A 12,899-nucleotide genomic window follows, 5' to 3' on the forward strand; every position below is an offset into this window, starting at 1 on the left:
TCCGGCGTTTGAGGAGCGGGGGTTCGGGGGGCGAGTGATGGTTACGGTGTCACCACGATCTTTCGCCCCGCCCCCGCCGCGAACTGCTCCAGTGCCTGTGGATAGCTTTCCAGGGGCAGGCGGTCGCTGATGAACACCTCCGGGTCCAGGACACCCGCCGCGAACAATTCCGCCGCTCGTTCGAAGCTGTGCAGGACCGCCATCGAACCCGTGATGGTGATCTCCTGGTTGTAGATGCGGTACGGGTCGATCGTGACCCGGGTCGCGTAGTCCGCGACGCCGAACTGGAGGAACGTGCCCGCCTTCGCGACCCGGTCCAGGCCGTCCTGGATTGCCGCCGCGTTGCCCGTGGCGTCCACCACCACGTCCCAGCCCTGCGGACGCTCCAGCTCGTCCGCGTTCGTCGCCGAGCCCGACACGCCCAGCAGTTGGGCCGTCGACAGGCGTCGCTCGTTGATGTCGACCATGTCGACACTCGCCGCGCCCGTCCGCTTCGCCAGCTCCAGCATCATCAGGCCCATCGTGCCCGAGCCGTAGATCAGCACATGGGCGCCGAGGCGGGCGCGCAGGACGTCGTACCCCCGTACCGCGCACGACAGTGGCTCCACCAGCGCCGCGTCCTCGGTGCGGATGTGCTCGGGCAGGCGTACGCAGTTGGCGACGGGGGCGACCGCGTACTCGGCCGCGCCGCCCGCCGTGGTCACGCCGATCGCCGCCCAGCGTTCGCAGAGGTTGTTGTGGCCCGTACGGCAGTAGCGGCACTCGTGGCAGTAGAGGGAGGGGTCCACCGCGACCCGGTCGCCCACGGTCAGTTCCGTGACCGCCGTGCCCACGCCCACCACCTCGCCGGCGAACTCGTGCCCCGGCACGATCGGCAGCGCGGGGGCGAACTCGCCCTGGAGGATGTGCAGGTCGGTGCCGCACAGGCCGCAGGCCGCGACCTGGACGACGACCTCGCGGGGGCCGGGGGTCGGGTCGGGGACCTCGGTGACGACGGCCTTGCCCACGGACTCGATGACGGCTGCCTTCACTTCACGGCTCCCAGCGACAGGCCCTGGACCAGTTTGTCCTGGGCGGCGAACCCCGCGGCGAGCACCGGCAGGGAGATGACGAGCGACGCGGCGCACACCTTCGCCAGGAACAGGCCTTGGCTGGTGATGAAGCCGGTCAGGAAGACGGGGGCCGTCTCCGCGACCACACCCGTCAGCACGCGTGCGAACAGCAGCTCGTTCCAGCTGAAGATGAAGCAGATCAGGGCCGTCGCGGCTATGCCGGGGAGCGCGATGGGGGCTACCACCCGGGTCAGGACCGTGGGCAGGCGTGCTCCGTCCACCCTTGCCGCCTCGATGATCGCCACCGGAACCTCGGAGAGGAAGGACTGCATCATCCACACCGCGATCGGCAGGTTCATGGAGGTGTAGAGGATGACCAGCAGCCAGATGTTGTCCAGCATGTCCGTGTGCTTCGCGAACAGGTAGATCGGGAGCAGGCCCGCCACCACCGGCAGCATCTTCGTCGACAGGAAGAAGAAGAGGACGTCCGTCCATTTCCGCACCGGGCGGATGGAGAGTGCGTATGCCGCCGGGAGCGCCAGGAGTAGGACGCACAGGGTCGAAGTCACCGATGCCACCGTCGAGTTGATCAGGGACGGCCAGGGGCTCGCGCCGCCTCCCGTGCCGAAGAACTCCCGGTAGCCGTCGAGGGTCAGCGCGGCGCCGAAGGACGGGGGGTTGGTCGCCGCGTCCTCCTCCGAGTGGAAGGAGGTCAGGGCCATCCACGCGATGGGGAGGAAGAACAGGATGCCCGCCAGCCAGGCCAGCAGACCGAGTGGGCTACGGCGTACGACGTTCATGCGCGGGACGCCTCCTCGCGGAACAGGGACGAGACCACGCGCAGCGCGAAGGTCGCGATGATGATCGAGCCGATGACCACCAGGACGCCGGCCGCGGAGGCCAGACCGTTCTCGTGGGCCTGGTAGAAGCTCTGGTAGACGGTGTAGGGAAGGTTCGCCGTGCCCAGGCCCCCGGAAGTGATCGTGAAGACCGCGTCGAAGTTCTGGACGATGTAGATCGAGCCCAGCAGTGCGCCGAGTTCGAGGTAGCGGCGCAGATGGGGGAGGGTGAGGTGGCGGAAGATCTGCCAGTCGTTCGCGCCGTCCACCTTGGCCGCCTCGATCTGCTGCTGGTCGCGGCTCTGCAGTCCCGCCAGCAGGATCAGCATCATGAACGGCGTCCACTGCCAGACCAGCGACGCCTCCACCGCGAGCAGCGGGGTGTTCGAGATCCAGTCCGGCTGGGGGCCTCCCACGTAGTGCAACAGGCCGTTGAGCAGGCCGTATTCGGGGTTGTAGAGCACGTGCTTCCAGAGCAGGGCCGCCGCCACCGGGACCACCAGGAAGGGGGCGATCAGGAGCGTGCGGACGATGCCCCGGCCGCGGAACCGGTGGTCCAGGAGGAGCGCCAGGCCCAGACCCAGGATCAGGCTGGCGATGACCACCGCCGCCGTGAGCAGGATGGTCGTCCACACGGAGTGGCGCAGGTCCGTGTCGGTGAGGACTTCTGTGTAGTTGGCGAAGCCGGTGAACCGGCGGGCGTCCGGGTAGAGGGCGTTCCAGTCGAAGAACGAGATCACTAGCGTGGCCACGAACGGGAGTTGGGTCACGGCGATCATGAAGATCAGGGCGGGGAGCAGTGGGGCCCGGGTGGCCCAGGAGCGCAGTCGGCCCGAGGGGGGCCGCTGGACGCGTACGGCTGGTGCGGTGGCCGTCGGGGCTGTCGTGGTCGCGGTCATCGTCCCTCGTACTCCTCGGAGATCTCCTCTGCCAGCTTCTGGGACTTCCTCAGGGCCGATTCGACGGACTGGCGTCCGGCGATGGCCGCGCTGATCTCCTGCGACACCTTGGTGCCGAGATCCGTGAACTCGGGGATGCCGACGAACTGGATGCCGGGCGCGGGGCGCGGCTGCACTCCGGGAGCGTTCGGGCGGGCGCCCTCGATGGCCTCCTTCGTCATCTCCTGGAAGGCGGCGGCCTCTTGGCGGTAGGCGGGGTTCTCGTACGTCGACGCGCGCTTGCCCGCCGGTACGTCGGACCAGCCGACCTTGTCGCCGACCAGCTGCTCGTACTGCTTGCCGGACGCCCAGGACACGAACTTCCAGGCGTCGTCAGGGTTCCGGGAGGCCTTCTGGATGCCCCAGGCCCAGGTGTAGAGCCAGCCGGAGGACTCCGTCTTCTCCACGGGGGCCGGTACGTATCCGATCTTGCCCTTGACCGGTGAGTTCGCCGACTCCAGGGAACCGGCCGCGGACGTGGCGTCGTACCACATGGCGACCTTGCCCTGGGTCATGTTGTTGAGGCACTCGGCGAAGCCGGCCTGGGGGGCGCCGGACTCACCGTGGTCGCGGACGAGGTCGACGTAGAACGTCACCGCCCGCTTCCACTCCGGGGAGTCGAGCCGCGCCTTCCAGTCCTTGTCGAACCAGGTGCCGCCGAAGGTGTTCACGACCGTCGTCAGCGGGGCCATGACCTCGCCCCAGCCGGGCAGTCCGCGCAGACAGATGCCCTTCATGCCCGGCTCGGCGCCGTCGGCCTTCGCCGCCAGGTCGGCGACCTGGGTCCAGGTGGGATGCGGGGGCATGGTGAGGCCCTTCGCCTCGAACACGTCCTTGCGGTACATCAGGAAGGACGACTCACCGTAGAAGGGCTGGCCGTACAGCTTCCCGTCGTCGCCGGTGAGCGACTGGCGCATCGGGGTGAGGACGTCCTGTTCGTCGTACGCGCTGTCCTTCGCGACGTACGTGTTCATCTCGTGCAGCCAGCCGTTGCGGGCGTAGATCGGTATCTCGTAGTTGGAGAGGGTCGCCACGTCGTACTGGCCCGCCTGGTTGGCGAAGTCCTGACTGATCTTGTCGCGGACGTCGTTCTCGGGCAGCACGGTGAAGTTGACCCTGATGCCGGTCTCTTCGGTGAAGTGGGCCGCGGTGAGCTTCTGCAACTCCACCATCTGCGGGTTGTTGACCATCAGGACGTTGACGGCGTCGCCGCCGGAACCGGACCCGCCCGCTCCGGCCCAGCAGCCGGAGAGCAGCGGGGCGAGCAGCGTCCCTGCGGCGGCCAGGGCGAGCGTGGCTCGCGGCCTCCGTCGGCTCGGGGTTCGCATGGACCGCTCCAGGATTTATGGGGTGTATGGCGTTTATGGGGTGTATAACGGGCGCGTTTGGGGATGGGGGCGCCCAGCCTGAGGGGGTGTCTGAGGGGGAGGGGAAGGGGAAGGGGAAGGGGTTAGTGGGGGTTTCAGACTCGGATGACCTGCGGGCCCCGCAGTGAGTAGCGGTGGGCTTCCGCGGTGGGCAGCAGGGTGCTCGTGACGATCGTGTCCAGGTCGCCGATGTCGGCGAACCGGCAGAAGCTGACCGCCCCGAACTTGGTGTGCACGCCCGCGAACACCGTGCGTCGCGACGCCCGGATCGCCTGTGCCTTGACCTCGCCGACCGCCGGGTCGGGCGTGGTCAGACCGTGTTCGCGGGAGATGCCGTTGGCGCCGATGTAGGCCAGGTCCAGGACGAAGCCGGCCAGCATCTTCGTCGTCCAGTGATCGACCGTCGCGAGGGTGCCCGGGCGGACCCGGCCGCCGAGGAGCAGGACCGAGGTGTTCTCGGCCTCGGCGAGGGTGCCCGCGACGGGCAGGGACGCGGTGACCACGGTCAGCGGCCGGTCCCTGGGCAGGGTCTCGGCGATGAGCTGCGGGGTGAACCCCTCGTCGACGAAGACCGTTTCGGCGTCCCCGAGCAGGTCGGCCGCCGCGGCGGCGATCCGGCGCTTCTCGGGGACGTGGCTGGTGGCGCGGAAGGCGAGGGTCGTCTCGAAACCGGCGCTCTCCACGGGGTAGGCGCCGCCGTGGGTGCGGCGGATCAGGCCGTGGTCCTCCAGGGCGCGCAGATCGCGCCGTACGGTCTCCTTTGCCACGCCCAACTCGGCGGCGAGGGTGGTCACGTCGACCGAGCCGGTGGTGCGGGCGGTGCGCACGATGTGCCGCTGGCGGTCTTGCGCGGTGTTGGTCATGGGCTCACCCGCCTTGCCGTGCAGTCTCTGCCCGTTCGGGCCCTGTGGGGGAAGTTCTACAGGGGGTGGGTGGTGGTGACCAGGTCTGTTACGGGAGTGAAAGTGACCGCGTGTGCCCGTTCGGGCCGGTCGGGTTTCGTGTGGGCCTACGAGCTCGGTGGGTGCTGTCGTGTGGCGGCCGCGGGTGCGATGTGGCTGGTCGCGCAGTTCCCCGCGCCCCTGGACGGGGCGCTGCCGCGCCCGTTCCAGGAGCGCGGCAGAAGGTGTTCGTGTGCCCGGATACGCCTGCGGGCGGGCCCGTTCGGTGCCCGCCCGGTTCAGGCGTGTGTTCAGTGGGGCCAGATCGGGGGGTCGTTCACGAAGTGGCCGCCCAGGTTGGCGTGGGCCGGGTTCGTCGGGTCGAGGTCGCCCTGGTCGGCGATCAGTTTCTCGGCGTACGGCTCGGAGTCGTCCTGCGGTTCGTAGCCGAGGGCTCGTGCGCTGCTCAGGTCCCACCACAGGCGCGTGTTGGCGGACGAGCCGTAGACGACGGTGTGGCCGACGTTCTCGGCGGTCAGGGACGCGTGCAGGAGGCGGGCGGCGTCGGCGGGGCTCATCCACAGCGACAGCATGCGCACGTTGGTCGGCTCGGCGAAGCAGGAGCCGATGCGGACGGAGACGGTCTCCAGGCCGTGCTTGTCCCAGTAGAGCTGGGCCAGGTCCTCGCCGAAGGACTTGGAGAGGCCGTAGAAGGTGTCCGGGCGGTGCGGGGTGTCGACGGGGATCAGGGGGTCGGCTCCCTGGGGGCGGGGGGTGTAGCCGACCGCGTGGTTCGAGGATGCGAAGACGATGCGCGCGACGCCCTCTTCGCGTGCGGCCTCGTACAGGTTGTACGTGCCCTCGATGTTCGCCTTCAGGATCTTGTCGAAGGTCGACTCCAGCGAGATGCCCGCGAGGTGGACGATCGCGTCGACGCCCCGCACGGCCTCGCGCAGCGCCGCCCTGTCGGTGAGGTCCGCGGTGATCGCGTCGGGCTCGCCCTCGATGGGGAGCAGGTCGAGCAGGCGCAGTTCGTAGCCGTAGGCCGGGAGCAGGTCCCGCATCAGGGTGCCGAGGCCGCCGGCGGCGCCGGTGAGCAGAACGGTGCGGGGAGCGGGCATCCTCGGGTCTCCTTGTGGCGCCTGGCGGGATCTCCTCGATGCGACGGCCGTATGCGTGTACGGAATTCACATCTGTGGACACGCTAGGGAGGGGTGGCCGGTGCCGTCAAGTGTGACGCAGACCTGCGGATTCTGTCGCCCGGTTGGCCGTCGGTCGGCTTGACCCGCCCCGCGATGGGCGCTTAGCGTGAAACCGTTCAGAAATGTAGACGTGAATCAGAAGCGTGCACGACTGCATGCCACAGGGAGAGCCCGTGACGCCAGCCCCGCTCGCCGCCGACCTTGCCACGCGACTCACCGTCCCGAGTGGTCCGCTGTTCTTCCCCGTCACCGCCTACGGCCCCGACGGTTCGCTCGACCTCGACGTCTTCCGCGCGCATGTGCGCCGGGGCGTGGCGGCGGGGGCCGCGGCCGTCTTCGCGTGCTGCGGCACCGGGGAGTTCCACGCGCTGACACCCGAGGAGTTCCAGGCCTGCGTGCGGGCGGCGGTGGAGGAGACCGCCGGGCGTGTGCCCGTGGTCGCGGGCGCCGGATACGGCACCGCCCTCGCCGTACGCTTCGCGCGTCTGGCGGCGGAGGCCGGGGCCGACGGGCTGCTCGCCATGCCGCCGTATCTGGTGGTGGCCGGGCAGGAGGGGCTGCTGCGCCACTACCGGGAGCTGGCGGCCGCCACCGACCTGCCGGTCATCGTCTACCAGCGCGACAACGCCGTGTTCACGCCCGGGACCGTCGTCGAACTGGCGCGCACCGAGAAGATCATCGGGCTCAAGGACGGGCTCGGCGACCTCGACCTGATGCAGCGGATCGTGAGCGCCGTACGTACCGAGGTGCCCGGCGACTTCCTGTACTTCAACGGACTGCCGACCGCCGAACTGACCGGGCTCGCCTACCGGGGCATCGGCGTCACCCTCTATTCGTCGGCCGTCTTCTGCTTCGCGCCCGAGATCGCCCTGGCCTTCCACAAGGCGCTCAACACCGGCGACGACGTGACCGCGAACCGGCTCGTGGACGGCTTCTACCGGCCGTTCGTCGAACTGCGGGCGCAGGGGCGCGGCTACGCCGTCTCCCTCGTCAAGGCCGGGGTGCGGCAGACCGGCCTGGACGTCGGGGAGGTCCGGCCGCCGCTGCACGAGCCGACCGAGGACCATGTGAAGCGGCTCGCGCGGCTCGTCGAGCGCGGCCACACCCTGCTCGAGTAGGGGGTCGAGGCAGGGGGCCGTGGGTACAGGGGCAGAAGTTGGTTCCGAGTTCGAGGAGAGCATGTGAAGGCGTCCGCGTTCGTCTACCCCTGGGACGTCAACGGCGACCCCGACGCCGCCCGGCGGATCGCCGCACTCGGCGTGGAACAGGTCACCCTCGCCTCCGCGTACCACTCCACGCGCGCGTTGACGCCCCGCCACCCGCGCCACCGCATCGTCACCGCCGAGCACGCGGCGGTGCTGTACCCCACGGACGACCGCTGGGCGGGCCGCGAACTGCGGCCGTACGCCGCCGGATCCTGGGCCCCCGATGACGCGTACGGCGAGGCCGCCGCCGCGCTCGCCGACGCCGGTCTCGACGTGCACACCTGGGTCGTCCTCGCTCACAACTCCCGCCTGGGCGCCGAACATCCGGACACCTCCGTGGTCAACGCCTACGGGGACCGCTATCCGTGGGCGCCCTGCATCGCGCAGCCCGCCACGCGCGCGTACCTCGTCGATCTCGCCGCCGAAGCCGCCGTCAGGCCCGGCGCACGCGGTACGGAACTGGAGTCCCTCGGCTGGTACGGGCTCACGCATCTGCACGCCCACGACAAGACCGGCGCGATCGGGCTCGGTGACGCCGGCCAGTATCTGATGGCGCTCTGCTTCTGCCCCTCCTGCCGGGCCGGATACGCCGGCCAGGGCCTGGATCCCGACGAGCTGGCGGTGGCCGTACGCGCCGCGCTGGAGCCGCTGTGGCGGGGCGAGCCGGATCACAGGGGATGGGCGGGCGTCGAGAAGGCTCTCGGTGACGACAAAGCGGCCCTCACGCGCGCGTGGCGTGAGGAAACGGCCCGCACGCTCCAGGAGGAGGCCGTAGCGGCGGTCCGTGCGGCGGCCCCGGCCGGCTTCCAGGTCCTGCTGCACGCCGACCCCGTCTGGTACCACGTCGGCGCCAACGCGGGCGTGGACCCCGCGCACATCCTGTCCGTCGCGGACGGTGTGGTGGTGCCCTGCACCGGCGGGGCGGGCCTGCTGACGCCGTTCGCGGAGGCCGGCGGCACGGTCGCCGGGGGCGCTGTGCTGGCCGCCAACTTCGTCGTGGTCTCCGGCATGGGCGGCAGACCGAACACCCTCGCGGCGGACGCGGAGCGCGCGGCCGGCCTCGGGGCCACCGAACTGCGGTTGTATCACGCCGGGTTGGCGTCCGACGCGGATCTGGACTCGGTACGGGAGGCGCTCGCGCGGCGCTGAGGCAGCGGGAGCGCTGTGAGTGGCAGCGCCGGGGCATAACCAGTCTGACGTGGATCTGGACTGTGTGCGGGACGCGCCTGCCCGGCGTTGAACAGCGGGACCGGTGTCCGTGGCAGGGCGAGGGCGCATCCCGACAGAGCGCCCTCGTCGCGGATGCGGAGCGCGCGGCCCATGTCGTTGTCTGAACTGCGGCTTTATCGCGCCGGGTTGGTGTCCGACGCCGACCTGGCCTCGGTACGGGACGCGCTCGCGCGGCGCTGAAACAGCGGGACCGCCGTCAGCGGCAGGGCGAGGGCGCAACCCAGCAGAAGCACCCGGTGGCCGACGAGTTCGACCAGCACCGCGCCCACGGCCAGACCGACCGCCGTGGGCGCGAACATCAGGGTGTTGGCGGTGGCGGCGGTACGCCCGAGCAACTCTTCGGGGGTCTCCCGCTGTACGGCGGTGAGGCCCGCGATCAGTACGCACGGCAGGCCCGTCCCGATGGCCACAGCAGAGCCCAGCACGGCGAGGTCGGCCGGGACCGCCCGCAGAGCGGTGGCGGCGCCGGTCAGGGCGATCCCGTACGCGGCGAACGCACGCTCCCCGAGGCGGCGCAGCAGCGGCCCCGAGGCCAGGCCGACCGCCACCGAGCCGACGCCCTGAAGGACATACAGCGCGCCGGAGTACGCGGGGGAGTGGCCGAGCCCTTCGACGACCGCGTACAGGGTGGCGGAGGCGAGGCCCGACAGGAACATCGTCGTGCCGCCCGCCAGGACCAGTGGGCGCAGCCGGTCGTGCCGCCACAGGAAGGCGGCGCCCTCGGCGGTCCGGGTGCGCCAGCCGGTCGCCGGGGGCGGCGGGGCGCCCTCGCGGACGCGCAGACAGGCGTACAGAAGGGTGGCGAGGACGAAAGTGACGGCGTCCAGGAGGGCCACGCTCGGGCCGCCGTACGCCGCATAGAGGCCCGCACCGGCCAGTGGGGCGACCAGTTTCATGCCCTCGTTCGCCGTCATGCGCAGGCCGTTGAAATCGCCCAGCAGCGACGGGTCGAGAGCCGTGGCGACCAGTGCCGCCTCGGCCGCGTCCTGGACGACGCCCAGCGCGCCGTACACCAGCAGGACCGCGAAGACGATCCACACGCGACCTGCGGCGTCGACCACGAACAGGGCCGGCAGGAGGGCCGCCAGGGCCAGGTTCGTGCGGATCAGCAGCCGTTTGCGTCGGGCGCGGTCGGCGAGCGTGCCCAGCAGCGGGCCCGCCAGACTCGGCGCCCACAGAGCGAACAGACAGAGCGCGGCGAGGCCGTCCGAGCCGGTGAGGTCCTTGACCCAGATCCCGGAAGCCAGCCACAGCGCCGACGTACCGAAGCCGGAGACCAGGATTCCGGCGAGACAAAGCCCGGCGTCGCGGTCGCGCAGCACGCGCACCAGGGATGAGTTGCGCGTCTTCATACCTGGTCATCGTGGGGCTAAGGGGTGGGCGCGGGGATCGGGAAGATGCCTTACATCGCCTTGGGAGTGGACTGCCCGGCGTATGACGCCGCGAGGCTCGCCATCCGGTCGTGGTGGCTGCCCGGTGCCGGCGCGGTCCGACCGGCCGGGACCGCCACCCGGCGGGGCCCGTACCCGCCGGGTGGCGGGGGAGGGCCGGACAGTCGCCGGATACCTCGCGCGCGGGTCGCGCCCCAGCCTGGATGCATGAGCCAGAACGCAGACGGCACGGTGGCCGTCCCACCGGGTGCCACTTCGGCCGAGGCCCCGGCCGGCGCGCCGAACGCCGTGGCCGAGACCAGGAGTTCGCAGGTGGGGCGGCTGATCGGGGTGGACCTGGCCCGGGGGCTCGCGGTCTTCGGGATGTACGCGGCCCACGTCGGCCCCGACCCCGCCGAGGGCGGCACGATCGGCTTCCTCATGGAACTGGCGCACGGCCGGGCCTCCGCGCTCTTCGCCTTCCTGGCCGGTTTCTCGATCATCCTGATGACCGGCCGTCGGGCTCCGAAGACGGGCCGTGCGGGCCGCCAGGCGGTCGCCAAGGTCGTCATCCGGGCCCTGGTCCTGCTGGTCGTGGGCACCGCCCTCACCCTGTCCGGTACGCCGGTCGAGGTGATCCTCGCCTTCTACGGCCTGTACTTCCTGATCGTCCTGCCCCTCCACCGGCTCAGCGCCCGCCCGCTGGCCGTCGTCGCCGCGACCTGCGCCCTGGTGCTGCCGCAGGTCCTGTACGTGATCCAGCGCGCGCTCGAGGACAGCGCACCCGGCGGCGTCTGGACCTGGCCCACGGAGACCGGCGGCATCCTCGCTCTGCTGTTCACCGGGAGCTACCCGGTCCTGACCTGGATCCCGTTCGTCATCGCCGGTATGGCCGTGGCCCGTCTCGACCTGGCCGCCGGTGCCGTACGCGTACGGCTGGCGATCACCGGCGCGGGCCTGGCCGTGCTCGGCCACGGGGGCTCGTTCCTGGCCCTGCGTCTGGTTCCCGGCGCGCTGGAGAACCTGGGCGAGGGCGGCTGGGGCGACGGTGGTTCGGTGGCGTCGGCCTGGTGGTCGGACACCTGGGGCTACCCGGAGGGGAACCCCGCCGGCCTGCTGGTGGCGTCGCCGCACAGCGAGACGACCCTGTCGATCCTGGGCAACACCGGCGTCGCCATCGCGGTCCTGGTCGCCTGCGTCGCCGCCGTCGACAGCTTCCCCCGCCTGCACGGTCCGGCCCGTCCGGTGATCGCGGTCGGCACGATGTCGCTGACCGCGTACGTCTTCCACATCGTCGGCATCCGCCTGCTCGGCATAGAGGAGCTGCCCGGCTCCCCGCTGCACGTCCTGCTGGGCTTCATCGCCGCCGTGACGCTGTTCGCGACCTGCTGGTCCCGCTTCTTCCGGCGCGGCCCCCTGGAGTGGGTCCTCGGCAAGGCCACCAAGCCCGCCGAACTCGTCCGCTGACCCTTCCTTCCTTCCCTTTCCTCCCTTCCCTCGTACCGATCGGAACTCCCTATGCTGCTCAACCCGCTCCCGAACCCGAGCCGGAACCGCTCCGCGCGGTCGGCGCCCTTCCCGAGAGCCCTGGTCGCCGCCACCGTGGCGACGAGCGTGGCCGCTGCCGGACTCACCCTCGGGGCCGCCGCCCACTCCGACGCCAGGCCCATGAAAGAGGAGACCAGGTCGCTCGACCAGCTGTACGCGGCGGCAAAGGCGGAGGGCGGTCACCTCGTCGTCTACGCGGGCGGCGACTGGAAGGACCAGCAGGACGACACCAAGAACGCCTTCGAGAAGCGCTTCCCGGGCATCAAGGTCGAGATGGTCGTCGACTACAGCAAGTACCAGGACGCCCGTGTCGACAACCAGCTCGCGACGCACAGCCTCGTGCCCGACGTCGTACAACTCCAGACGCTCCAGGACTTCGAGCGCTGGAAGACGCGCGGAGTCCTGCTGCCGTACAAGCCGGCCGGCTTCGGCAAGGTCGAAGGCAGGTTCAAGGACGAGGACGGTGCCTGGATCGCCACCGATGTCCTGGCCTTCGGCGCCGCCTACAACAAGGCCCTGGTGGGCAAGGACGCGCCCCACAGCGTCAGGGACTTCGCGAACTCCCGGTGGAAGGGGAAGATCGCCTCGGCCTACCCGAACGACGACGACGCGACGCTCTACCTCTACAGCCAGTACGTGAAGAGGTTCGGCTGGAAGTGGCTGCAGGGCACGGCCCGCAACACCCAGTTCCTGCGCGGCTCCGACTCCGCCGGCAACCAGATGGCCGCCGGGAAGAAGGCCATCGGCCTCGGCGGCTGGGTCACCCCGGACGCCGGCAACGACCCCGGGGCCGAGACGGTCGGGATGCTCCCCGACACCGACGACCCGTTCGTCGCCTGGGGCCAGCGTGAAGCGATCATGCGCGAGGCCCGGCACCCTGCCGCCGCCAAGCTGTTCCTCAACTGGCAGCTCTCCAAGGAGCGCCAGACCAGCGGCGGGTGGTCCGTACGCACCGATGTCGCCCCGCCTGCCGGGCTGAAGAAGGTCTGGCAGTACCGGAACGCCGACATCGACGGCTTCCCGGCGTTCATGCGCGACCGGGCCGAGGCCGAGCGCATGCGTCAGCAGATGACCGTGTACATCGGCGAGGTCAAGGGCGACCCGACGCCCGGCCGTCTGGGCACCCACCCCGGCTCCGCGAGGCCGTAGGGCCGGGTGGGCAACGCGCCGCCGTGCTTCCCCCCGACACGTGCCGTGCGCCGTCGCACCGGCCCCGAGGACATCCTCGGGGCCGATGCGGCGTTTTCCGACGTCGACGAACACCCGG

General features: G+C 70.7%; 11 protein-coding genes. 4 read left to right on the plus strand and 7 right to left on the minus strand.

Annotated elements, in window-relative coordinates:
• Window positions 1–41 precede the first annotated feature (41 nt).
• The 6 genes from PV396_RS01385 to PV396_RS01410 all read right to left on the minus strand — a co-directional run bounded on the left by PV396_RS01385 (window position 42) and on the right by PV396_RS01410 (window position 6,198).
• On the minus strand, window positions 42–1,031 hold the full coding sequence (locus tag PV396_RS01385; protein WP_319199703.1) for a zinc-dependent alcohol dehydrogenase family protein: 990 nt from the start codon (window positions 1,029–1,031) through the stop codon (window positions 42–44).
• A complete protein-coding gene (locus PV396_RS01390; protein WP_319199704.1) occupies window positions 1,028–1,852 on the minus strand; it encodes a carbohydrate ABC transporter permease in 825 nt (274 codons plus the stop codon). The genes PV396_RS01385 and PV396_RS01390 overlap by 4 nt, the downstream gene beginning before the upstream one ends.
• On the minus strand, window positions 1,849–2,790 hold the full coding sequence (locus PV396_RS01395; protein WP_319199705.1) for a sugar ABC transporter permease: 942 nt from the start codon (window positions 2,788–2,790) through the stop codon (window positions 1,849–1,851). Before PV396_RS01395 ends, PV396_RS01390 begins: the two co-directional genes overlap by 4 nt.
• A complete protein-coding gene (locus PV396_RS01400; protein ID WP_319199706.1) occupies window positions 2,787–4,157 on the minus strand; it encodes a sugar ABC transporter substrate-binding protein in 1,371 nt (456 codons plus the stop codon). Before PV396_RS01400 ends, PV396_RS01395 begins: the two co-directional genes overlap by 4 nt.
• A gap of 134 nt (window positions 4,158–4,291) precedes the next feature.
• Window positions 4,292–5,059 (minus strand): DeoR/GlpR family DNA-binding transcription regulator, encoded by a 768-nt coding sequence (locus PV396_RS01405; protein WP_319199707.1) that lies wholly within the window; start codon window positions 5,057–5,059, stop codon window positions 4,292–4,294.
• 329 nt (window positions 5,060–5,388) lie between these two features.
• A complete protein-coding gene (locus tag PV396_RS01410) occupies window positions 5,389–6,198 on the minus strand; it encodes an NAD(P)-dependent oxidoreductase (protein ID WP_319199708.1) in 810 nt (269 codons plus the stop codon).
• Between the two features lie 254 nt (window positions 6,199–6,452).
• Between PV396_RS01410 and PV396_RS01415 the strand changes: the two genes are divergently transcribed.
• Window positions 6,453–7,397: a 5-dehydro-4-deoxyglucarate dehydratase gene (locus tag PV396_RS01415; protein ID WP_319199709.1), complete on the plus strand. Its 945-nt coding sequence runs from the start codon at window positions 6,453–6,455 to the stop codon at window positions 7,395–7,397.
• 63 nt (window positions 7,398–7,460) lie between these two features.
• Window positions 7,461–8,633: a hypothetical protein gene (locus PV396_RS01420; protein ID WP_319199710.1), complete on the plus strand. Its 1,173-nt coding sequence runs from the start codon at window positions 7,461–7,463 to the stop codon at window positions 8,631–8,633.
• A 194-nt stretch (window positions 8,634–8,827) separates the two neighbouring features.
• Here PV396_RS01420 and PV396_RS01425 read toward each other — a convergent pair whose 3' ends face one another.
• Window positions 8,828–10,066 carry an MFS transporter gene (locus tag PV396_RS01425; RefSeq protein ID WP_319199711.1) on the minus strand — a complete coding sequence of 413 codons (1,239 nt, stop codon included), beginning with the start codon at window positions 10,064–10,066 and terminating at the stop codon, window positions 8,828–8,830.
• A gap of 246 nt (window positions 10,067–10,312) precedes the next feature.
• On the opposite strand from PV396_RS01425, the gene PV396_RS01430 reads away from it, so the two are divergent.
• Together PV396_RS01430 and PV396_RS01435 are read left to right on the plus strand one after the other, a co-directional pair.
• Window positions 10,313–11,551 (plus strand): DUF418 domain-containing protein, encoded by a 1,239-nt coding sequence (locus PV396_RS01430; RefSeq protein ID WP_319199712.1) that lies wholly within the window; start codon window positions 10,313–10,315, stop codon window positions 11,549–11,551.
• A gap of 51 nt (window positions 11,552–11,602) precedes the next feature.
• Window positions 11,603–12,781, plus strand: coding sequence for an ABC transporter substrate-binding protein (locus PV396_RS01435; RefSeq protein WP_319199713.1), 1,179 nt, complete (start codon window positions 11,603–11,605; stop codon window positions 12,779–12,781).
• The last annotated feature ends 118 nt before the right edge of the window (window positions 12,782–12,899 follow it).

This window comes from Streptomyces sp. ME02-8801-2C (assembly GCF_033793965.1).
Taxonomy (GTDB): Bacteria; Actinomycetota; Actinomycetes; order Streptomycetales; family Streptomycetaceae; genus Streptomyces.

What these genes read in the sequence shown, in the direction of transcription:
- PV396_RS01435 (WP_319199713.1), top strand. Translation starts at nt 11,603, where the DNA reads ATGCTGCTCAACCCGCTCCCGAACCCGAGCCGGAACCGCTCCGCGCGG.
- PV396_RS01395 (WP_319199705.1), bottom strand. Translation starts at nt 2,790, where the DNA reads ATGACCGCGACCACGACAGCCCCGACGGCCACCGCACCAGCCGTACGC.
- PV396_RS01430 (WP_319199712.1), top strand. Translation starts at nt 10,313, where the DNA reads ATGAGCCAGAACGCAGACGGCACGGTGGCCGTCCCACCGGGTGCCACT.
- PV396_RS01405 (WP_319199707.1), bottom strand. Translation starts at nt 5,059, where the DNA reads ATGACCAACACCGCGCAAGACCGCCAGCGGCACATCGTGCGCACCGCC.
- PV396_RS01400 (WP_319199706.1), bottom strand. Translation starts at nt 4,157, where the DNA reads ATGCGAACCCCGAGCCGACGGAGGCCGCGAGCCACGCTCGCCCTGGCC.
- PV396_RS01390 (WP_319199704.1), bottom strand. Translation starts at nt 1,852, where the DNA reads ATGAACGTCGTACGCCGTAGCCCACTCGGTCTGCTGGCCTGGCTGGCG.
- PV396_RS01425 (WP_319199711.1), bottom strand. Translation starts at nt 10,066, where the DNA reads ATGAAGACGCGCAACTCATCCCTGGTGCGCGTGCTGCGCGACCGCGAC.
- PV396_RS01410 (WP_319199708.1), bottom strand. Translation starts at nt 6,198, where the DNA reads ATGCCCGCTCCCCGCACCGTTCTGCTCACCGGCGCCGCCGGCGGCCTC.